The 24,578-nt window shown below is 73.4% G+C and carries 19 protein-coding genes and 1 riboswitch; of the genes, 12 read left to right on the top strand and 7 right to left on the bottom strand.

All coding sequences use genetic code 11. The features are described 5' to 3' along the window. Positions 1-29: 29 nt before the first annotated feature. Positions 30-941, bottom strand: coding sequence for an SDR family NAD(P)-dependent oxidoreductase (locus ACFYNS_RS22715; RefSeq protein ID WP_360290203.1), 912 nt, complete (start codon positions 939-941; stop codon positions 30-32). Positions 942-981: 40 nt separating this feature from the next. Further along, entirely contained in the window at positions 982-1,764 is a 783-nt protein-coding gene (locus ACFYNS_RS22710) for an SDR family oxidoreductase (RefSeq protein WP_360290201.1), read from the bottom strand. 158 nt (positions 1,765-1,922) lie between these two features. Between ACFYNS_RS22710 and ACFYNS_RS22705 the strand changes: the two genes are divergently transcribed. Continuing rightward, a complete protein-coding gene (locus ACFYNS_RS22705; protein WP_360290199.1) occupies positions 1,923-2,828 on the top strand; it encodes a helix-turn-helix transcriptional regulator in 906 nt (301 codons plus the stop codon). A gap of 371 nt (positions 2,829-3,199) precedes the next feature. On the opposite strand, the gene ACFYNS_RS22700 is transcribed toward ACFYNS_RS22705, so the two are convergent. Continuing rightward, on the bottom strand, positions 3,200-5,659 hold the full coding sequence (locus tag ACFYNS_RS22700) for a DNA topoisomerase IV subunit A (protein WP_360290197.1): 2,460 nt from the start codon (positions 5,657-5,659) through the stop codon (positions 3,200-3,202). 274 nt (positions 5,660-5,933) lie between these two features. On the opposite strand from ACFYNS_RS22700, the gene ACFYNS_RS22695 reads away from it, so the two are divergent. From ACFYNS_RS22695 to ACFYNS_RS22685, 3 genes are all read left to right on the top strand, one after another. Next, positions 5,934-7,256 carry a pitrilysin family protein gene (locus ACFYNS_RS22695; protein WP_360290195.1) on the top strand — a complete coding sequence of 441 codons (1,323 nt, stop codon included), beginning with the start codon at positions 5,934-5,936 and terminating at the stop codon, positions 7,254-7,256. Between the two features lie 56 nt (positions 7,257-7,312). Then, the gene (locus ACFYNS_RS22690) at positions 7,313-8,692 is read left to right on the top strand and encodes a M16 family metallopeptidase (RefSeq protein ID WP_388604835.1); all 1,380 of its coding nucleotides are present in this window, start codon (positions 7,313-7,315) and stop codon (positions 8,690-8,692) included. Between the two features lie 215 nt (positions 8,693-8,907). Next, positions 8,908-9,064: riboswitch (cyclic di-AMP (ydaO/yuaA leader) on the top strand. Between the two features lie 13 nt (positions 9,065-9,077). Then, positions 9,078-9,896: a M23 family metallopeptidase gene (locus ACFYNS_RS22685; RefSeq protein WP_360290193.1), complete on the top strand. Its 819-nt coding sequence runs from the start codon at positions 9,078-9,080 to the stop codon at positions 9,894-9,896. Positions 9,897-10,017: 121 nt separating this feature from the next. Here the strand turns inward: ACFYNS_RS22685 and ACFYNS_RS22680 are convergent, their stop codons facing one another. Next, positions 10,018-10,299: an HPr family phosphocarrier protein gene (locus ACFYNS_RS22680; RefSeq protein WP_027760887.1), complete on the bottom strand. Its 282-nt coding sequence runs from the start codon at positions 10,297-10,299 to the stop codon at positions 10,018-10,020. A 168-nt stretch (positions 10,300-10,467) separates the two neighbouring features. Here ACFYNS_RS22680 and ACFYNS_RS22675 point away from each other — a divergent pair, with 168 nt between their 5' ends. The 4 genes from ACFYNS_RS22675 (at position 10,468) to ACFYNS_RS22660 (ending at position 15,929) form a co-directional block, all read left to right on the top strand. Beyond that, entirely contained in the window at positions 10,468-13,215 is a 2,748-nt protein-coding gene (locus ACFYNS_RS22675) for a GNAT family N-acetyltransferase (protein WP_360290191.1), read from the top strand. 71 nt (positions 13,216-13,286) lie between these two features. Further along, complete coding sequence (locus ACFYNS_RS22670) at positions 13,287-13,889, top strand: DUF5998 family protein (protein ID WP_388604774.1); 603 nt, start codon at positions 13,287-13,289, stop codon at positions 13,887-13,889. Continuing rightward, positions 13,886-15,133, top strand: coding sequence for an alkaline phosphatase family protein (locus ACFYNS_RS22665; RefSeq protein ID WP_388604772.1), 1,248 nt, complete (start codon positions 13,886-13,888; stop codon positions 15,131-15,133). Before ACFYNS_RS22670 ends, ACFYNS_RS22665 begins: the two co-directional genes overlap by 4 nt. A gap of 82 nt (positions 15,134-15,215) precedes the next feature. Beyond that, positions 15,216-15,929, top strand: coding sequence for a thymidine kinase (locus tag ACFYNS_RS22660; protein ID WP_360290188.1), 714 nt, complete (start codon positions 15,216-15,218; stop codon positions 15,927-15,929). On the opposite strand, the gene ACFYNS_RS22655 is transcribed toward ACFYNS_RS22660, so the two are convergent. After that, positions 15,895-16,689: a VOC family protein gene (locus tag ACFYNS_RS22655; protein ID WP_360290186.1), complete on the bottom strand. Its 795-nt coding sequence runs from the start codon at positions 16,687-16,689 to the stop codon at positions 15,895-15,897. The two genes, ACFYNS_RS22660 and ACFYNS_RS22655, sit on opposite strands and share 35 nt — an antisense overlap. Before the next feature lie 224 nt (positions 16,690-16,913). On the opposite strand from ACFYNS_RS22655, the gene ACFYNS_RS22650 reads away from it, so the two are divergent. Beyond that, a complete protein-coding gene (locus ACFYNS_RS22650) occupies positions 16,914-17,783 on the top strand; it encodes a sulfurtransferase (RefSeq protein WP_360290184.1) in 870 nt (289 codons plus the stop codon). Positions 17,784-17,889: 106 nt separating this feature from the next. Here the strand turns inward: ACFYNS_RS22650 and sepH are convergent, their stop codons facing one another. Further along, complete coding sequence (sepH, locus tag ACFYNS_RS22645) at positions 17,890-18,990, bottom strand: septation protein SepH (RefSeq protein ID WP_388604769.1); 1,101 nt, start codon at positions 18,988-18,990, stop codon at positions 17,890-17,892. Positions 18,991-19,450: 460 nt separating this feature from the next. Here sepH and ACFYNS_RS22640 point away from each other — a divergent pair, with 460 nt between their 5' ends. After that, positions 19,451-20,698: a hypothetical protein gene (locus ACFYNS_RS22640; RefSeq protein ID WP_388604767.1), complete on the top strand. Its 1,248-nt coding sequence runs from the start codon at positions 19,451-19,453 to the stop codon at positions 20,696-20,698. A gap of 106 nt (positions 20,699-20,804) precedes the next feature. Here the strand turns inward: ACFYNS_RS22640 and ACFYNS_RS22635 are convergent, their stop codons facing one another. Next, a complete protein-coding gene (locus tag ACFYNS_RS22635; RefSeq protein WP_388604765.1) occupies positions 20,805-22,151 on the bottom strand; it encodes a D-arabinono-1,4-lactone oxidase in 1,347 nt (448 codons plus the stop codon). Positions 22,152-22,358: 207 nt separating this feature from the next. Here ACFYNS_RS22635 and ACFYNS_RS22630 point away from each other — a divergent pair, with 207 nt between their 5' ends. Further along, complete coding sequence (locus ACFYNS_RS22630; RefSeq protein ID WP_360297918.1) at positions 22,359-23,519, top strand: ferrochelatase; 1,161 nt, start codon at positions 22,359-22,361, stop codon at positions 23,517-23,519. A gap of 94 nt (positions 23,520-23,613) precedes the next feature. Beyond that, on the top strand, positions 23,614-24,474 hold the full coding sequence (locus ACFYNS_RS22625; RefSeq protein WP_388604762.1) for an inositol monophosphatase family protein: 861 nt from the start codon (positions 23,614-23,616) through the stop codon (positions 24,472-24,474). Positions 24,475-24,578: the final 104 nt, after the last annotated feature.

Below are 24,578 nucleotides of genomic sequence, written 5' to 3'. Positions count from 1 at the left end.
GGCTGGTCGTTCCTTCTCTCAGTGGGGTGTCACAGGGAGCTGCCTGCGGTGAGCAGGCTGTCCAGTCCGATGCGGCGGAAGAACTCGGCGCGGACGCGGTCGGCGACCGCGGAGACGACTTCGCTGCCGTCCCGGCTGGGGTCTGTGTGGGTGCGCAGGGGCCGGGTGCCTTGCTCCATCGCGACGAGCCGCACGACGGCTTCGGCGACCTCGGCCACATCGGCGTCCGAAGGGACGAGCGCGGCCAGGCGCTTGCCCAGATCGTCCATCAGGGGTCGGTGACGCTGGTCGTAGAGTCGCGCACGGTCGGTGTCGGCGGGGGCGCCCGCGTTGGCGAAGTGGCGGGTGCCGGTGGTGAACGCACCGGGCACCACGATCGCGGTGTCGATGCCGAACGGGAGCACCTCGGCGGCGTAGCTGACGGCCACGGCGTCCATAGCGGCCTTGGCCGCGAAGTACGGGGCCAGAAATGGGGGGCAGCCGCCGCGGCTGCTGGAGCTGCCGATCCACACCAGCAGCCCCGAGCCCTGCTCACGCAGCTTCGGCAGGGCGGCGCGGTTGACGCGCTGGGTGCCCAGGACGTTCACGTCGTACAGCTCTGCGAACTGGTCGGTGGTGAACGCCTCGGCGGCGCCCAGGGCCATGTGCCCGGCGTTGTGCACGACCACGTCCAGCCGGCCACGCTCGGCGAGGATCCGGTCGACTGCGGCGTCGGCGGAGTCCTGAGAGGTGACGTCCAACTCGACAGCGTGCATGTCGGCCCGGTGGTCGGTGCTGTAGCGCGTCAGGTCGGCCACCGCGGTCGTGTTGCGGGTCGTGGTCCGGCGAATGCCCGCGTACACGGTGTGGCCGGTGCGGGCCAGAGCACGCACGGAGAGCGCCCCGATACCGCTGGAGGCCCCGGTGACCAGGATGACCTTCCCACTGTCGTCGTCTTTCACGAGAGGCCTTTCGACGATCGATGGAGTGGCCGCGGGCGGTTCAGATGATTCCGCCGTTGGCGCGGACGACCTGTCCGTTGATCCAGTGGCCGGCCGGTGCGGCCAGAAACGCCACGACCTCGGCGATGTCGGCCGGGGTACCGAGGCGCTCCAGCGGAGGCTGGGCGGCCAGGCGGGCGATGGTCTCCTCGTCCTTGCCGTCCAGGAACAGGTCGGTGGCCGTGGGACCGGGCGCGACGGCGTTGGCGGTGATGTCCCGGCCCCGCAGCTCCCGGGCCAGGATCAGCGTCAGTGCCTCGACCGCGCCCTTGCCGGCGGCGTACGCGCCGTAGCCCGGGAAGGCAAGCCCCACCACGGACGTGGAGAACGTCACGATCGCGCCGCCGGGGCGCACCCGACGGGCGGCCTGCTGGACGACGACGAACGTGCCGCGGATGTTGGTGCGGTGCAGGTCGTCCAGGGCGGCCAGGTCCAGCTCGGCGATCGGTGCCAGGTGCACCCGCCCGGCCGCGTGCACGACGACGTCGACACGGCCGAACTCTGCTTCGGCCGTGTCGAACAGGGCCGCGACCGCGTGTTCGTCGGCGACGTCGGCGCGTACCGCGATCGCCCGGCCACCGCCGGTGGCGGCCTCCTTCACGGCTGCCTCGGCCTCGTCCCGGCTGCCGGCGTAACCGACCACGACGGCGTACCCGTCGGCGGCCAGCCGGCCGACGGTCCGGCGGCCGATGCCGCGCGAGCCGCCGGTGACGATCGCGACACGGGGTGGGGCGGAGGGTGGGGCCGAGGCCGCGGGCCCGTCGAGGGCGGTGGGGAGAGGCATAGCTGACTCCTGTGGTGGATGGGGGTGGGCCGCGGGCTTGCGCCGTTGCCCTGCTGCGTCCCCACGATCGGCAGGTCCCCCATCCCTGGCCAGGGCTGCGTTTACCCAGGGGATGCCACCCCCTGGCTGCGCTCTCGCGTACGAGCGACCATGGAGGGGTGAACCTTCCAGAACTCGGCGCCTTCCTCAGGACGCGCCGCGACCGCATCCGTCCCGCCGAGGTGGGTCTCCCGCAGGGTCCGCGCCGGCGCGTCCCCGGGCTGCGCCGCGAGGAAGTCGCCCAGCTGGCAGGATTGTCAGCCGACTACTACACCGAGCTGGAACGCGGCAGCACGAAGAACGGGGCGCAGCCGTCGGCCCAGACCCTGGCCGCCCTCGCCCGAGCCCTGCGCCTGAACGGCGACGAGCGCGACCACCTGTTCCACCTGGCCGAACGGCGGGTCCCTCCGTCCGTAAACGGACCGTCGGCACACGTGCAGCCCGCGCTCCTCGGACTCCTGGACCGGCTGTCCAACACTCCCGCGCGTGTCATCACCGACCTGCACGAAACCCTGGTGGAGAACGACCTGGCCTTGACCCTGCTCGGCAAGTCCCCGGCACACCGCGGTCCGTCGGCGAGCTTCGTGTACCGCTGGTTCACCGACCCGCAGGCGCGCGAGATCTACCCGTCCGAGGACCACTCGCAGCACTCCCGGGTGTTCGTGGCCGACCTCCGGGCAGCGGCCGCCCGGCGCGGCCGGGACGCGGAGGTCGCGAAGATGGTCGCCGTGCTGCGCCGCCGCAGCCGGGAGTTCGCAGTGCTCTGGGACACCCACGACGTCGCGGTGCGCCGCATGGACCACAAGAGGATCGTCCACCCCATGCTCGGCGTCATCGAACTCGACTGCTTCAACCTCCTCAGTGAGGACGGACGCCAACGCCTGCTGTGGTTCACCGCTGCGCCCGGAAGCCCGGGAGCCGAGCAGCTGGAACTGCTGTCCGTCGTGGGAACCCAGGAGCTGAGCGTCACGGAGGGCATGGCACGGGAGGAATTGTCCGCGGCGGAATCCGGATCGCGGCGCTGACCCGCGCACCCGCCCGCCCGGAGGGCCACGCGCGCTGGCGCTCACGTTTCATGAGAGTTGCAAACGACTGGATGCCTGAAACACCCTCATGAAACGCGTCGGTGTGACCGACGACTTCCAGCGCGTGGAATCGCACGACCGCCCGATGTCCGCCTGCGCCGCCCCGCGGGCTTCCCGTGCCGGACCGGCAAGGGCAAGGTGGCCATCGGGCCTGCGAAGGCGCCCCGCGGTCGTGAAGAGCGCGGGGCCCGGGGCCGGGCCCGGGGCCGGAGCCGGTGGCTGCGCCACTCGCCTCCGGCCGCGGGGCCCCGGTACGCCCCAGCCGGTCCCGGGCATCGTGCTCCCCGAAGCCGTACTGCGGGGACGTTCTGCTATACGGGTCCGGCCACCGCGGCGACCGGCTTCTTCAGCGGCAGCCCCGACCCGTCCCTGCGGGGATCGGGTTCGGGCAGCTCGGCCGGGGCGCCGCTCTTGGTCGCCGCCAGCGCGGGTGTGGTGCCGGCCCAGGCCATTCGCAGCCGGTCCTCGCCCTTGAGGAAGCGCTGGCAGCGCACGCCGCCCGTCGCGCGCCCCTTGCGCGGGTACTGGTCGAACAGGGTGAGCTTCGCCGTGCTCAGCGAGTCGTCGAGGGTGCCTTCCGCACCGGCGGCCGTGAACACCGCCGCCTCGGAGGCCGGGTCGACGGCGCCGAAGAAGAGCACCTGCACGTCCTCGGCCAGCTTGATGCCCGCGACCCCGCCCGCGGGGCGGCCCTGCGGCCGCACCTGGCCGGCCTGGAAGCGCAGCAGTTGCGCGTCGTCGGTGATGAAGACCAGGTCCTCCTCACCGGTGCGCAGTTCGGCGCCTCCGACGATGCGGTCGCCTTCCTTGAGGGTGATGACCTCCAGCTCACCGCGGTTGGCCGGATAGTCGGGGACCACGCGCTTGACGATGCCCTGCTGGGTGCCGATCGCCAGTCCGGGCGAGGACTCGTCCAGCGTCGTCAGGCAGATCAGTGTCTCGTCGGACTCCAGGGTGAGGAACTCCGAGATCTGCGCCCCGCCCGCCAGGTTGGGCGAGGTGGTCGACTCCGGGAGCTGGGGCAGGTCCACCACCTGCAGCCGCAGCAGGCGGCCGGTCGAGGTCACGGCCCCGACCTCGCCGCGGGTGGTGGCGGGCACGGCGGAGACGATCACGTCGTGCTTGACGCGCTTGGGGGCCTGGCCGAACTCGGCTCCGCCGTTGGCCGTGCGGGCGAGCAGACCGGTGGAGGAGAGCAGCACCCGGCAGGGGTCGTCGGCGACCTCCAGCGGAACGGAGACGATGGGAGCCTCGGCGGAGTCCAGCAGCTCGGTGCGGCGCGGCGTGCTGTACTTCTTCGCGATGCCGGAGAGCTCCGAGGAGACGAGCTTGCGCAGCTCCGCGTCCGACTCCAGGATGCCGGTCAACTGCTCGATCTCGCCCTTGAGCCGGTCGCGCTCGTCCTCCAGCTCGATCCGGTCGAACTTGGTCAGCCGGCGCAGCGGAGTGTCCAGGATGTACTGGGTCTGGATCTCGCTGAGGCCGAACCGGGAGATGAGCGAGGCCTTCGCCTCGGCGGCGTTCTCACTCGACCGGATGATTCTGATGACCTCGTCGATGTCGACGAGCGCCACCAGCAGGCCCTCCACCAGGTGCAGCCGGTCGCGCCGCTTGCTGCGCCGGAACTCGCTGCGCCGCCGCACCACGGAGAAGCGGTGGTCGACGTAGACCTCCAGCAGCTCCTTGAGGCCGAGGGTGAGGGGCTGGCCGTCGACCAGGGCGACGTTGTTGATGCCGAAGGACTCCTCCATCGGCGTCAGCTTGTAGAGCTGGGAGAGGACGGCCTCCGGGTTGAAGCCGTTCTTGACCTCGATGACCAGCCGCAGCCCGTGCTCGCGGTCGGTGAGGTCCTTGACGTCCGCGATGCCCTGGAGCTTCTTCGCGTTGACCAGGTCCTTGATCTTGGAGATGACCTTCTCGGGGCCGACGGCGAACGGCAGTTCGGTGACGACGATGCCCTTGCGCCGGGCGGTGACCTGCTCGATCGACACCGTCGCGCGGATCTTGAAGGTGCCGCGTCCGGAGACGTAGGCGTCCTTGATGCCCTCCCGGCCGACGATCTTGCCGCCGGTCGGCAGGTCGGGACCGGGGATGAAACCCATCAGGGTCTCCAGGTCCGCACCCGGATGCTTGATCAGATGGCGGGCCGCCGCGACGACCTCGCCCAGGTTGTGCGGAGGCATGTTCGTCGCCATCCCGACCGCGATCCCCGAGGAGCCGTTGACCAGCAGGTTGGGGTAGGCGGCCGGCAGCGTGACGGGCTCTTCCTCGCTGCCGTCGTAGTTGGCGCCGAAGTCGACGGTCTCCTCGTCGATCGACTCGACCATCAGTCCGGCGGCGGGCGCGGAACGGCACTCGGTGTACCGCATCGCCGCCGGCGGGTCGTCGTTGCCCAGCGAACCGAAGTTCCCGTGCCCGTCCACGAGCGGCAGGCGCATCGAGAAGTCCTGCGCCATGCGCACGAGCGCGTCGTAGATGGGGGAGTCGCCGTGCGGGTGGAGCTTTCCCATCACCTCGCCCACCACGCGCGCGCACTTCACGTACGACCTGTCGGGGCGCAGCCCCATCTCGTGCATCTGGTACAGGATCCGGCGCTGCACGGGCTTCATCCCGTCGCGGGCGTCGGGGAGCGCGCGCGAGTAGATGACCGAATACGCATACTCCAGGTAGGAGCCCTGCATCTCGTCGACGACGTCGATGTCGACGATGCGCTCCTCGAAGTCCTCTCCCGGCTCCGGTGCCGGTGTACGGCTTTTACTGCGGCGGGCCATCGCGGCTGCGGCTCCTTCGGCTTCGTGCGGTCGCTCTTGTGCTGTCGGCTGTGGCTGGTACGGGGCCTGCGGTCGGCCGACCGGACGGGGTCCCGGTCGACCATTGTGGACCGCCGCACTGACAGGGCGGTCGCTCGGTAGACCGTACGGGAACTTCGCACCTTGTCGGCGTGGTTGCATACAGTGACAGGGCCGCCGGTCGCGTGAGATGCGCGGCGGCGGCAGTTCCCGGCGTCGGGCCGGGACATCCCGCGAGCGAAGGGACTCCACGCCCATGGGTCACACGGCCACGCCCCCGCCGGCCACCGGTGGGCTGACAGCGACGGAGCACCGGCTGGCCAACGGCCTGCGGGTGGTGCTCTCCGAGGATCATCTGACCCCCGTCGCCGCTGTCTGCCTCTGGTACGACGTCGGTTCCCGCCACGAGGCCGAGGGCCGCACCGGCCTGGCCCACCTCTTCGAGCACCTGATGTTCCAGGGCTCGGCGCAGGTCCAGGGCAACGGCCACTTCGAGCTGGTGCAGGGTGCGGGCGGCTCGCTCAACGGCACGACCAGCTTCGAGCGCACCAACTACTTCGAGACCATGCCCGCCCATGAGCTGGAGCTCGCCCTGTGGCTGGAGGCGGACCGGATGGGTTCGCTGCTGGCCGCGCTGGACGAGGAGTCCATGGAGAACCAGCGCGACGTGGTCAAGAACGAGCGCCGCCAGCGCTACGACAACGTGCCCTACGGCACCGCGTTCGAGCGCATGACGGCGATGGTCTACCCCGAGGGCCACCCCTACCACCACACCCCGATCGGCTCCATGGCCGACCTGGACGCGGCCTCGCTGGAGGACGCGCGCGAGTTCTTCCGCACCTACTACGCGCCCAACAACGCCGTCCTCTCGGTCGTGGGCGACATCGACCCGGACACGACGCTGGCCTGGATCGAGAAGTACTTCGGCTCCATCCCCGGCCACGACGGCAAGCGTCCCCCGCGGGACGGCGCGCTCCCGGACCCGGTCGGGGAGGAGCAGCGGGAGGTCGTCGAGGAGGACGTGCCCTCCCGCGCGCTGATGAACGGCTACCGCCTGCCGCACGACGGCACCCGCGAGGCGGACGCCGCCGACCTGGCACTGACCGCGCTCGGCGGGGGCGAGTCCTCCCGGCTCTACACCCGGCTGGTGCGGCACGACCGTACGGCGGTGGCGGCCGGGTTCGGCCTGCTGCGGCTGGCGGGCGCCCCCTCGCTGGGCTGGCTGGACATCAAGGCGTCCAGCGGTGCGGAGACCGCCGACATCCAGGCGGCGGTCGACGAGGAGCTGCGCCGCTTCGCCGAGGAGGGGCCCAGCGAGGAGGAGATGGAGCGGGCCCAGGCCCAGCTGGAGCGCGAGTGGCTGGACCGGCTCGGCACGGTCGGCGGCCGGGCCGACGAACTGTGCCGGTACGCGGTGCTCTTCGGTGATCCCCAGCTCGCGCTCACCGCGGTGCGGCGCGTCCTGGAAGTCACCCGCGAGGAGGTGCGGCAGGTGGCGGCGGAGCGGCTGCGCGCGGACAACCGTGCCGTGCTCGTGTACGAACCGCTGGCGAACGACGACGAGGAGACCGGGCAGTGAGCGAGACACCGGCGAGCACGAGCCCCGCGGGCATCGCGGAGGCGGCAGGCGAGAGCATGGAGTTCCACCCCCGGCCGGCCGGGGGTGCTCCCAAGCCGTGGGCTTTCCCCACCCCCGAGCGCGGCACGCTCTCCAACGGACTGACGGTGCTGAGCTGCCACCGGCCCGGCCAGGAGGTCGTCGCCGTCGAGGTGGACCTGCGCGCGCCGCTGGACGCCGAGCCGGAGGGGCTGGACGGCGTCGCCACCATCATGGCCCGGGCGCTGAGCGAGGGCACGGACAAGCACACGGCGGAGGAGTTCGCCGCCGAGCTGGAGCGCTGCGGCGCCACGCTCGACGCGAACGCCGACCACGCCGGTGTGTGGGTGTCGCTCGAGGTGCCCGTCTCGCGCCTGCGCAAGGCGCTGGGGCTGTTGGCGGACGCGCTGCGTGCCCCGGCGTTCCCCGACAGCGAGATCGAGCGCCTGGTGGCCAACCGGCTGGACGAGATCCCGCACGAGCTGGCCAACCCCGCCCGCCGCGCGGCCAAGGAGCTCTCCCGCGAGCTGTTCCCGGCCGAGGCGCGGATGTCGCGGCCCCGGCAGGGCACCGAGGAGACGGTGCGGCGCATCGACGCGGCAGCGGTACGGGCCTTCTACGAGGCCCATGTGCGCCCCGCGACGGCGACCGCCGTGGTGGTCGGCGATCTGGACGGGCTCCGCGACGGCGGCGTCGATGCGGCGCTCGCCGAGACGCTGGGCGGCTGGACGGGGGCTGTGGTCGACTCGCGTGCGATGCCGCCGATCACTGCCGACGACACCGGCCGGGTCGTCATCGTGGACCGGCCCGGTGCGGTGCAGACGCAGATGCTGATCGGGCGGGTCGGAGCGGACCGGCACGACCGGGTGTGGCCCGCGCAGCTGCTGGGCGTCTACTGCCTGGGCGGCACCCTCACCTCCCGGCTGGATCGGGTGCTGCGCGAGGAGAAGGGCTACACCTACGGCGTCCGTGCGTTCGGGCATGTGCTGCGTTCGGCGGAGGACGGCAGCGGGGCCGCGCTGCTGGCCATCAGCGGCTCGGTCGCCACGGACGTGACCGGTCCCGCGCTGGCCGATCTGTGGCAGGTGCTGCGGACGCTGGCGGCGGAGGGACTGACCGACGAGGAGCGGGACGTAGCCGTGCGGAATCTGGTGGGGGTCGCTCCGTTGCGCTACGAGACGGCCCAGGCCGTCGCGGAGACGCTGGCCGACCAGGTCGAGGAGCACCTGCCCGACGACTACCAGGGCCGGCTCTATGCCCAACTGGCCGAGACCGGCACGGTGGAGGCCACGGCGGCGGCCGTCAGCGCGCTGCCGGCCGACCGGCTGGTGACGGTGCTCGTCGGTGACGCGTCCCAGATCGCCGATCCGGTACGGGAGTTGGGAATCGGCGACGTCAAGGTGGTCACCGGCGGCTGAGCCGGGCCGGCGGGCGCGGTCCCGGGGCAGGAAGTGGGGCCCGGGAGGAGGAATTGCTCCTTCCGGGCCCGTTGTGATGTCCGCTTTCGTCGCGGTTGCTGGCGAGTTGGGGTGTGGCGTACGTGACAAAGCCAGGGATTCGTTTGCCGCTCGGAGTTGGCCCCGATTAGCGTCATTGCCGCTGTCCGTCAGAAGTGACCGCACCCGCGGCCGACGGACCGCGATCGCCGAATCCCCGAGGCAGTGGCCGAGGGGGACCGGGGACCCACGTCCCATTGGGGTGAATCGGACGGCCTCGCAAGAGGCGGTCCGTAGGAGACCTTCCTGCTCCGAACCCGTCAGCTAACCCGGTAGGCGAGAAGGAAGGAAAGGAGTGCGCCTCCCTATGGCGTTCACCCGTGCCACCGGCAAGCACAGGCGTCCGAGCAAGGCCCGCAGGACCGCGGGCGGGGCGGCCGGTATAGCCGGCCTCGCCACCGTGGGCGTCGTCGGGTCCATCGCCTCCCCCGCCTTCGCCGCGAGCGGCGGGCAGAACAACGTGCCGCTCCAGAACGCCGAGGTGACCGAGGCCGTCGGCGGCCCGATCTCGAAGACGCTGGACGAGCAGGCGTCCGCGCAGGCTCTCCGGGCCGAGCAGGCCAAGGCCGAGTCCGAGGCCAAGGAGGCGGCTGCCGAGGCGAAGGCGGAGGCCAAGCGGAAGGCCGACGAGGCCCGGCGCAAGGCGGCTGCCGAGAAGGCGGAGAAGGAGCGCGAGGCCAAGCGGAAGGCGGCGCGGGAGGCCGAGCGCGCAAAGCTCAACGCCTACGTGCTGCCCGTCGAGGGTTCCTATGTCTCGACCGGCTACCAGCAGGGCGGCGGCATGTGGTCGTCGGGCAGCCACACCGGGATCGACTTCCACGCGGGGATGAACACCCCGGTCCACTCGGTGGCCGCCGGTGAGGTCGTGGAGGCCGGGAACGGCGGTGCCTACGGCAACAACATCGTGATCAAGCACAAGGACGGCACGTACACCCAGTACGGCCACCTCAACTCGATCGGCGTCTCGGTCGGCCAGCAGGTCACCTCGGGTCAGCAGATCGGGCTCTCCGGATCGACCGGCAACTCCTCCGGTCCCCATCTGCACTTCGAGGCCCGCACCGGCCCCGACTACGGTTCGGACATCGACCCGATCGCCTACCTGCGCAAGCACGGTGTGAAGGTCTGACGCGCGTCGCCAGCACCGCATGCGGCAAGCCCCCGGTCACCGGACCGGGGGCTTGCCGCATGCGGGCTGCGGTGCCGCCCGCTCCGGCGGCCGCAGGGGTGTGCCTGGTGCCGGCAGGCGTTCAGACCGTCTCCGGAAGCTCCTCCAGCCCGTCCGCGACCAGCTTGGCCAGCCTGTCCAGAGCAGCCTCCGCGCCGTCCGCCTCGGAGGCCAGGACGATCTCCTCGCCGCCCTCGGCGCCGAGGCCGAGCACGCCGAGCATCGAGGCCGCGTTGACGGGAGTGCCCTCGCCCTTCCGGACGGTGACCGGCACTCCGGTCGCCGACGCGGCGCGGACGAAGATGGAGGCGGGGCGGGCGTGCAGCCCCTCGGCCCAGCCGACGGTGACGCGGCGCTCAACCATGGTGTTGCCCTTCGAGTCGTACGAGGTTGTCTAGACCAGTCTTGCACGGTCGCCTGAGTCCACCGTGAACCGGCGGCGGACCCCCGGAGACGGTGCTCAGGCCGCCGACGATACGACGCCTCCGCACACCCCTGAGCACGCGCCCTCCCTCCGCCGTACGCTGGCCTCATGCCGAGCCCCGAGGAGCGCGCCTACCCGGCCCACTGGGAAGCGGACATCGTGCTGCGCGACGGCGGTACGGCCCGGGTGCGGCCGATCGCCCCGGACGACGCGGAGCGGCTGGTCAGCTTCTACGAGCAGGTGTCGGACGAGTCCAAGTACTACCGCTTCTTCGCGCCCTACCCGCGGCTGTCCGACCGCGACGTGCGCCGCTTCACGCACCACGACTACGTCGACCGCGTCGGCCTCGCGGCGACCATCGGCGGCGAGTTCATCGCGACCGTGCGCTACGACCGCATCGACCACCTCGGCCGCCCCGCGAGCGAGCCCGCCGACGAGGCCGAGGTCGCCTTCCTGGTCCGCGACGACCAGCAGGGCAGGGGAGTGGCCTCGGCCCTCCTCGAACACATCGGCGCCGTGGCCCGGGAGCGCGGCATCCGCCGCTTCGCCGCCGAGGTGCTGCCGGCCAACACCAAGATGATCAAGGTGTTCACGGACGCCGGCTACTTCCAGAAGCGCAGCTTCGAGGACGGCGCGGTCCGCCTCACCCTCGACCTGGAACCCACCGAGCGCTCGCTGGCCGTCATGCGGGCCCGTGAGCAGCGCGCCGAGGCCCGCTCCGTCGCGCGCCTCCTGGCCCCCGGCTCCGTCGCGGTCGTCGGGGTCAGCCGCAGTCCCGGCGGCGCCGGGCGCGCGGTGCTCGACAGCCTGCGCACCGGCGGTTTCGCCGGGCGGCTGCACGCCGTCAACCACGCGCTGGACCCGCGGGAGGCCGTGCCGGCGACCGGGGCGTCGGCCCACCGCTCGGTGCGGGACATCCCCGAGCACGTCGACCTGGCCGTGCTGGCCGTCCCCGCGGACCAGCTCCACCGGGCGGTCACGGAGTGCGGCGAGGCGGACGTGCAGGGGCTGGTCGTCCTCTCCGAGGGGGTCGGCCGGGACGAGCAGCGGGAGTTGGTCCGGCTCGCCCGCTCCTACGGCATGCGGCTGATCGGCCCCGGGGCCCTCGGACTGATCAACACCGGTGAGGACGTACGGCTGAACGCCACCCCGGCGCTGCGGATGCCCGAGCGCGGCGGCATCGGCGTCTTCACGCAGTCCGGGGCCATCGGCATCGCGCTGCTCGACGGTCTGGACCGGCGCGGCATCGGGCCCTCCTCCTTCGTCTCGGCGGGCAACCGCGCCGACGTCTCCGGGAACGACCTCCTGCAGCACTGGGACGAGGACGAGGCCACCGACGTCGTCCTGATGTACCTGGAGTCCATCGGCAACCCGCGCAAATTCACCCGGCTCGCCCGGCGCACCGCGGCCCGCAAGCCGGTCGTCGTCGTCAAGGGCGCGCGGCAGCGCGGCAGCACGCCCCCGCCCGGCCACGCGGCGCCCGCGGCGCGCACCCCGGACGCCACGGTCCGCACCCTGCTGCGCCAGGCCGGCGTCCTGATGGTCGACACCTTCACCGAGCTGCTGGACACCGGGGTACTCCTGATCGAGCAGCCGCCCCCGGCGGGCCCGCGGGTCGGCATCCTCGGCAACACCGACGCGATGAGCCTGCTGGCCTACGACGCCTGCCTCAACGACGGGCTGCAGCCCCGTCCGGTCGTGGCGCTGCCCGGTTCGGCGGGGCCCGGCGCATTCGGCCGGGCGCTGCGCACGGCGCTCGCCGACCCGGCCGTGGACTCCGTGCTGGTCACCGTCGTCCCCACCGTGCCGACCGAGCTGCCCGACAGCGCCGCCGGAGCGGTCGAGCCCCGGACCCCGCCCGGCGGCCATGTCGAGGCGCTCGCCGACGCGCTCCGGGAAGCAGCCGAGGCGGCCGCGGCCGAGGGCTCCCCGCGCAAGCCGGTCGCGGTCGTCCACCTGGCGATGGAGGGACTGCAGAAAGCGCTCGCCCAGCGCGGCCTGCCCTCCTATCCGACCCCCGAGCGCGCCTCCGGCGCCCTGGCCGAGGCGGTGCGCTACGCGCGCTGGCGCGCGGAGGCCGGCAGCCCCGGCAAGGTGCCCGACCTCGACGTGGACGAGTCGGCGGCGACCGCGCTGCTGGCCGAGGCGACGCCGGCGTCTCCGGGGCACGGCCGGGCCCTGACCGACGAGGAGGCGGCCCGGCTGCTGCTCAGCTACGGCATCCCGGTGCAGCCCACGCTCCCGGCGCCGGACGCCGACACGGCCGTCGAGGCGGCCCGCACCCTCGGCTTCCCCGTCGCGCTCAAGACCACGGCCCCGCATCTGCGGCATCGTGCCGACCTGGGCGGCGTGCGGCTGGACATCGCGGGCGAGAACGGGCTGCGCCGGGCCTACCGGGAGCTCATCGAGGGGCTCGGCGCCCCCGAGGAGCTGCGCCCGGTCGTGCAGGCCATGGCGCCGCGCGGCGTGGGCACCCTGGTCCGCGGCACCCTGGACCCGGCCATCGGCGCGGTGCTCTCCTTCGGGCTGGCCGGTCCGCCCTCCGAGCTGCTGGGCGACACGGCCCACCGGCTGGTGCCCGTCACGGACAAGGAGGCCGCCGGGTTGGTCCGCGCCATCCGCTCCGCACCGCTGCTGTTCGGCTGGCGCGGGGCCGAGCCCTCCGACACCGCCGCGCTGGAGGAGGTGCTGCTGCGGGTCTCGCTGCTGATGGACGATCATCCGCAGGTGGTCGCGGTGGAGCTCGACCCGGTGGTGGTGGCGCCGCGCGGTGTGACAGTGTTGAGCGCCTCCGTCCGTGTCGCCGACCCGGGAAGGCGCCCCGACCTGGGCGCGCGCAGGCTCCCGGCGTACTGACGGCGCCGCGGGGGCCCACCGGGGGGAGCGGGCCGGGCCGAGCCCGCCGTACGGCCCTTAGGATGGCTGTCATGGCGAAGACCGGTACGACGACGCAGGGGCTGCGTGAGGCGATCGAACGCAGCGGCTACTACCCGGCCCTCGTAGCCGAGGCCGTCGAGGCGGCGGTGGGCGGCGAGCCCGTGGCCTCATACCTTGTGCACCAGGAGACGACGTTCGACTCCAACGAGGTCCGTCGCCACGTCACGGTCCTGGTGCTCACCCGCACCCGCTTCCTCGTCAGCCACACCGACGAGAAGGCGGCGGACGGCACCTCGCCCTCGCCCTACGCCACCACCTCCACCGAGTCCGTGAAGCTGGAGCGGATCTCCTCGGTGGTGCTCTCCCGGGTGGTGGCCAACCCCGAGTCCTACACGCCCGGCACCCTGCCCCGCGAGGTGGTCCTCACCATCGGCTGGGGCGCCGTCTCCCGGCTCGACATGGAGCCGGCCACCTGCGGTGACCCCAACTGCGAGGCCGACCACGGCTACACCGGATCCGCCACGGCCGACGACCTCTCGCTGCGGGTCAGCGAGGCGGGCGACGGTCCCGACACCGTCCGCCAGACCCTCGCCTTCGCACAGGCGCTGTCCGAGGCCACCGCCGGAACCACCCGGGTCGGACCCCCGCAGTGACCGCTGAGAACATCCCGCATCCGCTCCGCGCACCGGGCGCGCCCACCCCGTCCGGCGGGGCCGGGTACGGCGGCGCCGTGCCGGACGGCCCGCTCGACCCGCGCACGGCCCCCGTCCCGCGCTACGGCTCCGGCTCGCTGGCCGACCTGCTGCCGTCCGTGGCCGCCGGGCTCGGCGTTCCCGGCCTGGCCGCCGGGCTGCGGCTCCCGCCCGCGGACCGGGCGTGCGTGTTCCTGGTGGACGGGATGGGCTGGGAGGCGCTCAGGGCGCACCCCGACGAGGCGCCGTTCCTCACCTCGCTGCTCGCCGGCTCCACCGCCGGTACCGGCGAGCCGATCACCTCCGGATTCCCCTCCACCACGGCCACCTCGCTGGCCTCGGTGGGGACCGGACGGGTGCCCGGGGAGCACGGACTGCCCGGTTACACCGCGCTGGACCCGGCCACCGGCGCGCTGATGAACCAGCTCCGCTGGCAGCCCTGGACCGAGCCGCACGTGTGGCAGCCGTACCCGACCGTCTTCCAGCAGGCGGCGGCCGCCGGGGTGGAGGTCTGCCAGGTGACGGCGCCGCACTTCGAGCACACGCCGCTCACCAAGATCGCCCTCTCCGGCGGTACCTTCCTGGGGCGGCTGTCCGCCGAGGACCGGATGGATCTGGCCGCCGAGCGCCTCGCCGCCGCGGACCGCACCCTCGTCTACACGTACTACGCGGAACTGGACGGGAACGGGCACCGCCACGGCATGGACTCGGACGCCTGGCGGGGCCAGCTGATGTACGTCGACCGGCTCGCGCAGCGCCTCGCGGAGCAGCTGCCTCCGCGCTCGGCGCTCTACGTCACCGCCGACCACGGCATGGTCGACATCCCGCAGGGGCCCGAGGCGCGGATCGACTTCGACGAGGACTGGGAGCTGAGCGCCGGGGTCGCGCAGTTGGGCGGCGAGGGCCGGATGCGGCACGTGTACGCGGTCCCCGGCGCGGCGGGCGACGTGCACGCCGTCTGGCGCGAGGTGCTGGCCGAGCAGGCGTGGGTCGCCACCCGCGAAGAGGCCGTCGATCTCGGCTGGTTCGGCCCCGGGGTCGAACCGCGGGTGCGCGGCAGGATCGGCGACGTGATCGCCGCGATGCGCGACGACGTCGCCGTGGTGGCGACCCGGCGCGAACCCAAGGAGTCCGAGCTGATCGGGATGCACGGCTCGGCGACGTCCGCGGAGCAACTCGTCCCGCTGCTGGAGGTCCGCACCTGACGCACCGCGTCCGGTGCGCCCGCCCGGCGCCCCCATGTGGCCACGCCCGAGGAACCCGAACCGAGAAAGGGCCCGACCCCCCATGCCAGAGCTGGTGTTCTTCTCCGGAACGATGGACTGCGGAAAGAGCACGCTCGCGCTCCAGATCGAGCACAACCGCTCGGCGCGCGGCCTGCAGGGCATGATCTTCACCCGGGACGACCGCGCGGGCACCGGCAGGCTCTCCTCCCGGCTCGGGCTGGTCGCCGAGGCCGTGGAGGTGGCCGAGGAACTCGACTTCCAGCGGCACCTGGTCCGCCATCTGACCTCGGGCGGCCGCACCGACTACGTGATCGTCGACGAGGCGCAGTTCCTCTCGCCCGAGCAGGTCGAGCAGCTCGCCCGCGTCGTCGACGATCTGGGGATCGACGTCTACGCGTTCGGTATCGCCACCGACTTCCGCACCCGCCTCTTCCCCGGCTCCCAGCGGCTGATGGAACTGGCCGACCGGATGGAGACCCTCCAGGTGGAGGCGTTGTGCTGGTGCGGCGCCCGGGCCACGCACAACGCGCGTACCGTCGGCGGCCGCATGGTCGTCGAGGGTGCTCAGGTGGTCGTGGGAGACGTGGGGGAGCCCGGCGGCGAAGTCGGCTACGAAGTCCTGTGCAGGCGCCACCACCGCAGACGGCTGACGGCCGCCACGGCAGGGGCGGGAGCGCTCTCGCCCGACGTCCTCCCGGTGGACGAACCCGCCGGGGCGAAGGTGCCGCCGGGGCGCGGGCTCAGCGATCCGCTGCGGCGGGCCGGATCACACTGAAGTGCGCGCCCTCCGGATCGGCCAGCGTCGCCACGCGCCCGTACGGTGAGTCGCCGGGGCGGCGCACCACACCGCCGCCCAGCTCCTCCGCGCGTCCCGCCATCCCGTCCGGATCCTCCACCGCGAAGTACGTACGCCAGTGCGGCCCCCGGTCCCGCGGCAGCGCGTCCCCCACGCCCTGGATGCCCGCCACCGGAACGCCCGCCACGCACAGGGTCAGATAGTCGGCGCCCGGCGCCTCGACGCTCTGCACGTCGTAACCGAACACCGCCTGGTAGAACTTGACCACCCGGCCCGTCTCCCGGGTGACCAGCTCGAACCACACCGGAGCCCCCGCCATTCCGCGCGGCGCGGTGCCCAGGCCCGGCACGTGCACGTCCTGCCACAGCCCGAACGGGGCCCCGTGCGGATCCGAGACGATCGCCATCCGCCCCGCCTGCTCCGCGTCCAGCGGGCCCACCGCGACCGTGCCCCCGTACGAACGGACCGCGGAAGCCGTGTCGTCCGCGTCGTCGGTCGCCAGATACGGCAGCCACGCCACCGGGAGCTGCCTGCCGTCCGCCTTCTTGCCCAGCCCCGCGACCTCGTGCCCCGCCGCGACCGCGCGTACGTACGGGCCGAGCTGCCTGGGGCCGGCCCGGAACTCCCAGCCGAACAGGCCCTGGTAGAACTCCTTGCCGGCGTCCAGTCCATGCACCATCAGGCTCGCCCACGCGGGCGCGCCGGGCGTATGCCGCAGCCGAGTCGCTGCCTCGGTCATCTGCTTCGCTCCTTGACCATCATCGATGCGGTCGTGCGGGTGGAAGTGCCGCGGCGTCGTTGCCGCGGCGTCGTGACTACTCGCCAGTGCAGATGCTGTCACCATCCGCCGTGCCGCGCTCCCCGGCCGCGCCGCTGTTGCCGCTTCCGGTGGAGAATCCCCGATCCGTGTGCCGTCACCGACCCCTGGACCCCGGGGGAGCGGGCCTGCGCGAGGATGGCGCCATGACAGCCATCATCTCCGCAACGGCGCTCGCCGGCGACCTCGCAGCCGGCGCCGCACCCGTGCTGCTCGACGTGCGCTACAAGCCCGGCGACCCGCCCGGGCTGCCCGCCTACCGCGCGGGCCATCTGCCCGGTGCCGTCTACATCGACCTGGAGGGCGAGCTCGCGGCTCCGGCGGGGGCCGGAACCGGCCGGCATCCACTGCCCGCACCGGACGTCTTCGGCGCGGCGATGCGCCGCGCGGGAGTGACGGCGGAGCGCCCCGTGGTCGTCTACGACGGCGGCGGCCCCGGCGGCGGCTGGGCCGCGGCCCGCTGCTGGTGGCTGCTCCGCTGGGCGGGCCACCCCGACGTCCGCGTGCTGGACGGCGGCCTGGCGGCATGGCAGAGCCACCGCGACCCCGGGAGCGGGGAGCCGCTGCCGCTCAGCACCGCGACCCCCGAACCGGTGCCAGGCGACTTCACGCCCGCCTCCGGCGGCCTGCCGTCCCTGGACGCGGACGAGGCCGCGGCCCTGGCCCGGCGCGGAGTACTGCTGGACGCCCGCGCCGCGGAGCGCTACCGCGGAGAGGTCGAGCCCCTCGACCCGGTGGCGGGGCACATCCCGGGCGCGGTCTCGGCCCCCACCACGGAGAACCTCACCGACGCGGGCACCTTCCGCTCCCCGGACGCCCTCGCGGAACGCTTCGCGGCGCTGGGCGCCGGGCCGGGCACGGAGGTCGGTGTCTACTGCGGCTCCGGGGTCTCCGCGGCCCAGGAAGTGCTGGCCCTGCAGCTCGCCGGGATCGAGGCGGCACTGTACGTGGGCTCCTGGAGCGAGTGGACGGCCGGGGGAGGCCGCCCGGTGGCCACCGGGCCGGAGCGCGGCTGAGCACACCCCCCGGCGTGGTCACCTGTCGCGGCGGACAGAGCCGGGGGCGGTCCGCTCGGACCGCCCCCGGGTGCGCGTCGGCCGGACCCGGGGCCCGACGTGTCGCCTACTCCTTCTTGCGGCGGGTGCCGAAGACGATCTCGTCCCAGCTCGGCACGGCGGCACGGCGGCCCGGGCGGACCCCGTCGGCCTCCGCCTGCCGGTCGGTGTTGCCCTTGAGCCGGTCCCGGTGCGCGGTCACCGAGCGCGGCATCAGCACGTCCGCGTAGGCGGAGCCGGCGCTCGCGGCCGGGGCGGGCGGCTCCACGGCCTCCTGCTCCTCCTCGCGGTCCCGCTCGCTCACCGCGCCCTCGGCCACAGCGGCGGCGGCTTCCTCGTCCTCCACGGCACCCGGCTGTGCCTCCGGAACGACCAGGTCGCCCCGGAAGCTGGGCACCGCCTCCAGCAGGCTGGTCAGCGAGTCCGGGGTGCCGGAGCCGTCCTCGGCGTCGGACAGCGCCTCGTCCTCGTCGCCGGGCGCCGGTGCCGACCCGGCGGGCTCCAGCTCGGGCCGGCCGGAGCGCTCGCCGCGGTCCGGCCGCTCGCGCGGCAGCCGGGCGATCCGGGGCACGAACGGGAAGCTGGGCTCCGGGGTGTCGTCGGTCTCGCCGATCAGCGCCCTGGCCTCGTCGTCCACCGCCTGCACCAGGCGGCGCGGCGGATCGTAGGTCCAGGTCGCGGCGTGCGGCTGGGCCGCGACGCGGTAGGCGAGCAGCACCTCCCAGGTGCCGTCGTCGCGCCGCCAGGAGTCCCAGTGCACGGACTCCTTGTCGGCGCCGCGCAGCAGCAGCCGCTCGGCGACGGCCTCGCCCAGCTGCGGGCCGACGTTCTCGCCGGGGCGGCGCACCGGGGTCTTGCGGGCGCGCTCGGCCATGAAGGCGCGCTCGGCGAGCACCGGGCCCTCGAAGCGGCGCACCCGGTCGACCGGGATGCCCGCGAGGGAGGCGACCTCCTCGGCGGAGGCACCGGCTCTTATCCGCGCCTGGATGTCCCGAGGCCGCAGGTGGCTCTCCACCTCGATCTCGATCTGGCCCAGCCGCGCCCGGTCGTTCCGGACGGCGGCGCGCAGCCGCTCGTCGATCGGAAGCGTGTATTCCGTGCTGTCGGCAGCTTTGAGCACCAGTCGTGTGCCGTCGTTGCTGACGGCCACGACACGCAGTTCGGGCATGGGGACCTCCCGGGTGGTGCCTGCCGACGTCACGTGCGTCGCTGCTCCCGCTAGACGAGTGTGGCCTGCCCGGGTGCAGCCTGCCACAACCTTGCCGACTTCCTCGGGGTCCGAGGCTGTTTCCAGATCGTTGTTCGAATCGTGTGGAACTGCCCGGAACCGCCGCTACGGCACGGTTGCCTCCTCACAACGCACAGTGACCGGGGTGGTCACCGTGTGCAGTCAGCGCCGGGTCAGAACCGAGACCAGGGCTCGTCACACTACTCCATTAGGGCCACCCGGGTGGACCGCCGCGCCACCGAAGTTGCTCCGGAGTAAGGGAGTTGACGCCCCAAGAGTCCATTTGGCCTGGATACGGGGGTGGGAAGCATCACAGAACCACCCGAAATGGAACCCTGGTCTTCGCTCGAAAGTCCCCTAATCGTGCACAGTGCTTGGAGTGTGCGATCAAGGGCGGTAAATGGACAAGAGCGACAAGCAATCCATATCCAGCAGGGGAGCCCCCGAGCAGGAGGAGAGCAGGAGTGGAAAACGGCTGGAGCTGAGCCTGGCCCAGGTGCTGGGCAGTGCGGTCGCCGCGGTGGTCGCCGCGTTCGCCGCCGGGCAACTCGGGGTGTACGGCACCTTCCTGGGCGCCGGTGTGATGAGCCTCGTCGCGACCAGCGGCGGACCGGTCTTCCAGCACTTCTTCAGCAGGACCGGCGAACAGATCAAGGAAGTCACGGTGCCGCCCAAGGCCCGGCAGGTCCCGGTGCGGGACCCGGCCGCGGGCTGGAAGGACGACGAGGGCGGGCACAACAGCCAGGCTGTCCACAACGCAGACGTGCTGCACGGCTCCGGGCCCGTCACCACCTCGTGGGGGCGGGGAGCCGGGAGCGGCACCGGTCCCGGCACGGAGCCCGACGCCGCGGACGCGACCCGGGCGCTGCGGCGCGACGACCTGACCAGGGCGCTGCGCTCCGGGGCCGAAGCCGTCCCGCCCCGGGACGCGGACGCCACCCGGGTGCTGGGCACCGCGGACGCCACCCGGGTACTGCGGCGCCAGGACCCGGCGCCGACCTCGCACCCCGCCGGTGCCGCCCGGGAGCTGGACGGCGCCGACCGGTCCGCGCCCGCGCGGGACGGGGCGGCGGCCACCGGGGAGGTCCCCGGCGCCGGAGAGTTCACCGTGGCCACCACCCACGGCACCAAGTGGCGCGGCTGGCGGCGCACCCTGCTGCCCGCCGTGCTGGTGTTCGTGATCGCGATCGGCGGCATCACGCTTTACGAGGCGCTCTCCGGCCACAGCGTCTCCGGCGGGAAGGGCACCTCCCTCAGCGATGTGTTCCGGCCGGGCCACGACTCGTCCACCGGTGAATCCCCGGACGCGCCCCCGCCGGGTCCGGACCAGGAGGGGACGGAGGACGGGCGGCGCCCGACCACCGACCCGTCCGGCTCCGGACAGTCGGCCGATCCGGGTGACCGGAACGGCGGTGAGAGCGGACGGAACGACTCCGGCGGCGCCGGGGGCGGATCGACGCCGACCCCCGAACCGTCCCCCTCCCAGTCGGACGGCGCAGACGGCGGCGGAGACTCCGGAAGCGGCGACACCGACACCGATGACAGCGGCTCGGACAGCGGCCAGGACGGCGGTGCCGGAACCGACGGGGGAGAGAGCGGAGGCTCCGGCAGCGGCGCCGATCTGCCGCAGGGGCAGCAGCCCGGCTAGCACCCCGGAGATACCCCGCAGTTCGACGGGCCGTGCCGCACATCGCTCCGGATGTGCGGCACGGCCCGTCCCTCGTGCTCGCGGCCCATGCTCGGCTCGGGGGACGTCAGTCGCCCAGCACCCGCCGCAGGTAGTCGTTGCCGAAGACCCGGTCCGGGTCCAGGCGGTCACGCAGGGCCGTGAACTCCTCGAAGCGCGGATACACCCCTGCGAGGTACTCCGCGTCCCTGCTGTGCAGCTTCCCCCAGTGCGGGCGGCCGGCGTGCGCCGTCATGATCCGCTCCACTGCGCTGAAGTACGCCTCGTGGGGTGTGCCCCGGTACATGTGCACCGCCACGTACGCCGTCTCACGGCCGCTCGCCGTCGACAGGGGGATGTCGTCCGCGGGCGCGGTTCGTACCTCCACGGGAAAGCTCACCCGGAAGTCCGAGCGCTCCACCAGCGCCTTCAGCGCGCGCAACGCCTCCACCAGCGCGGCCCGCGGTATCGCGTACTCCATCTCCAGGAAGCGCACCCGGCGCGGGCTGGTGAAGACCTTGTACGGGATGTCGGTGTAGCTGCGTGCCGACAGTGCGCGACTGGAGACGCGGGCCACCCCGGGGACGGTGGCCGGTACCGCCCTGCCGAGCGCGCAGGCCGCCTGGAAGACGCCGTTGGAGAGCAACTCGTCGTCGACCCAGCCCCGCAGCGGGGTGAGCGGAGCCGCGGGGCCCGCACTGCGGTTGTTGCGCTTGGTGTTGCAGCTCTCGGTGTGCGGGAACCAGTAGAACTCGAAGTGCTCGTTCTCGGCCACCAACTGATCGAACTCGCCGACGACCCGGTCGAACGGCATCGGTTCCTCCCGCGCGGTCAGCAGGAACTCCGGTTCCACCGCGAAGGTGATCTCGCTGACCACGCCCAGCGCCCCCAGCCCCACCCGCGCGGCGGCGAAGAGGGCCCGCTCCTGCGGTGTGCCCTCCGCCGAGCAGCGGACCACGGAGCCGTCGGCCAGGACCAGCTCCAGCTCGGTGATCTGCGCGGCGACCGAGGCCGAGGCGCGGCCCGTGCCATGGGTGCCGGTGCTGACGGCACCCGAGACGGTCTGCTCCATGATGTCGCCCATGTTCGTCAGCGACAGGCCCCGGGCCGCCAGCGCGGCGTTCAGCACCTTCAGCGGAGTACCCGCCGCGACGGTGACCGTGCCCGTGGCCCGGTCCACGGCGCGCACCCCGGTCAGCCGCTCGGGCCGGATGAGCACCCCGTCCGTGACGGCGGCGGCGGTGAACGAATGGCCCGTGCCCGCCGCCTTCACCCGCAGCCCGTCCGCGGCCGCGCGGCGCACCGCCTCGGCCAGCCCCTCCGTGGTGGAAGGCGAGACCGTCCGCCGGGGGGCGGCCACCACGTTGCCCGCCCAGTTCCGCCACGTTCCCGCCCGGCCGTCCGCCGTCGACCGCACACCCGATCGCCCGCTCATCTGTGACCGTCCCCTCTCGCCGCGGCGCTCCGTCCGGGAGCGCGGCCGGGGCCGAGGAACGCACCACGACCGCCGACGCCCCCGCACCAGCGGGTCCCCACCAGTTGGAGAGGGATCATACTCACGGCTCTAGCACAGGCATCCGACAGTGCGCCGCGCGGCGGAGGCCGGGCGCCTGCCGCGTCCCCCGGATGGGAAGATCGAGGCATGTCCGATGCGCTGCCCACCGAACCCCCCGGCCCCGGGCCGGACTCCTCCCCGGCCCCCTACGACGCGCTCCTGCTGCTCTCGTTCGGCGGTCCCGAAGGGATGGACGACGTCGTCCCGTTCCTGCAGAACGTCACCCGGGGGCGCGGCATCCCCACCGAACGCCTCGAAGAAGTGGGCCGCCACTACTACCTCTTCGACGGGGTCAGCCCGATCAACGAGCAGAACCGGGCCCTGCTGGCAGCGCTCCGCGAGGACTTCGCCGCACACGGCCTCGAACTGCCCGTCTACTGGGGCAACCGCAACTGGGCGCCGTACCTCACCGACACCCTGCGCGAGCTGGTCCGCGACGGCCACCGGCGCGTGCTCACCCTGGCGACAAGTGCCTACGCCTCCTACTCGGGCTGCCGCCAGTACCGGGAGAACCTCGCCGAGTCGCTGGCTGCGCTGCGGGACGAGGGCCTGCGCCCGCCGCAGGTGGACAAGCTGCGCCACTACTTCAACCACCCGGGCTTCCTCGAACCCGTGGTCGACGGTGTGCTCGCCTGTCTGGACGACCTCCCCGCCGAGGTGCGCGACGGCGCGCACCTCGCCTTCACCACGCACTCCATCCCCACCGCCGCTGCCGACACCTCCGGCCCCGTCGAGGCGCACGGTGACGGCGGCGCCTACGTCGCGCAGCACCGCGACGCCGCCGAACTGATCACCGAGGCGGTCCGGGAGCGCACCGGTGTACGGCACCCCTGGAGCCTCGTCTACCAGTCGCGCAGCGGCCCGCCCTCCGTGCCGTGGCTGGAGCCGGACATCTGCGACCACCTGGAGGAGCTGCACGGCGACGGGGTGCCCGGGGTGGTGATGGTGCCGGTCGGCTTCGTCTCGGACCACATGGAGGTCCGCTACGACCTGGACACCGAGGCCCTGGACAAGGCGGCCGAGCTGGGCCTGCCCGCCCGCCGCTCGCCCACGGTGGGAGCCGACCCGCGGTTCGCCACCGCGGTGCGGGAGCTGGTGCTGGAGCGCGCCGCCACCGAGCGGGGCGAGGCGCCCGCCCGGTGCGCGCTGGGGGCACTCGGTCCGAGCCACGACGTGTGCCCGGTCGGCTGCTGCCCGGCGCGGACGCCGAAGCCGGCCGCGGCAGGTGCCGACGCACCGCCCTTGTGAGAGTCCCGCGCCCGGATCCCGGGCGCGCCCGACCGCCCGCCCCGGCCCACCGCCGCGCCGGTACCCGGTCAACACGACAGGAGCATCGACACACGTGACCGACACCCCGCAGTCCGCATCCGAACCCGCCGACGACACGCTCAAGGCCGAACTGCTCGCCCTCGCACAGGAGGCCGCCGCCCGCGCGGGCACCCTGCTGCGCGATGGGCGCCCGGCCGACCTGGGCGTCGCGGCGACCAAGACCAGCCCCATCGACGTGGTCACCGAGATGGATCTGGCCTCCGAGCGGCTGATCACCGGATTCCTGGCCGAGCACCGTCCGCAGGACGGCTTCCTCGGCGAGGAGGGCGCCGTCAGTGAGGGCACCTCCGGTGTCCGCTGGGTCATCGACCCCGTCGACGGCACCGTCAACTACCTGTACGGACGTCCCGACTGGGCCGTCTCCATCGCCGCCGAGTACCACGGCGAGCGGGTCGTGGGCGTGGTGGCGGCACCGGTACGCGGTGAGACCTGGCAGGCGGTCAGCGGGCAGGGCGCCTACCTGGACGGGCGGCGCCTGTGGTGCCGCCCGTCCCCGCCGCTGGACCAGGCGCTGATCGGCACCGGCTTCGGCTACATCAGGGAGCGGCGGGTGGCCCAGGCCGCTGTCGCCCAGGAGCTGGTGCCGCGGGTGCGCGACATCCGCCGCGGCGGCTCGGCCGCCATCGACCTGTGCGATGTCGCCACCGGGCGGCTGGACGGCTTCTACGAGCGCGGCCTCAACCCGTGGGATCTGGCCGCGGGGGATCTCATCGCGCGGGAGGCCGGTGCCCACACGGGCGGCCGTCCGGGGCTGCCCGCCGACGGCGATCTCACCGTCGCCGCCTCGCCGGGGGTCTTCGAACTCCTCCAGCCGCTGCTGGAGGAGCTGGGTGCCTGGCACGACCAGCCGGTCGGCGCGGCGGGCGCGGAGTAGCCCGGGAACGGCGTTGGGGGGCCCCCCGCGGGGGGGCGCCCCCCCCCCCGCGGGGGGGGGGCGGGGGGGGGGGGGGCGGGGGGGGGGGGGGGCGGGGCCGCGGG

The organism is Streptomyces sp. NPDC006925 (assembly GCF_042869575.1).
Lineage (GTDB): Bacteria > Actinomycetota > Actinomycetes > Streptomycetales > Streptomycetaceae > Streptomyces.
Note: the sequence above shows the minus strand (reverse complement) of the source record. Positions and strands in the feature narration are given on the sequence as shown.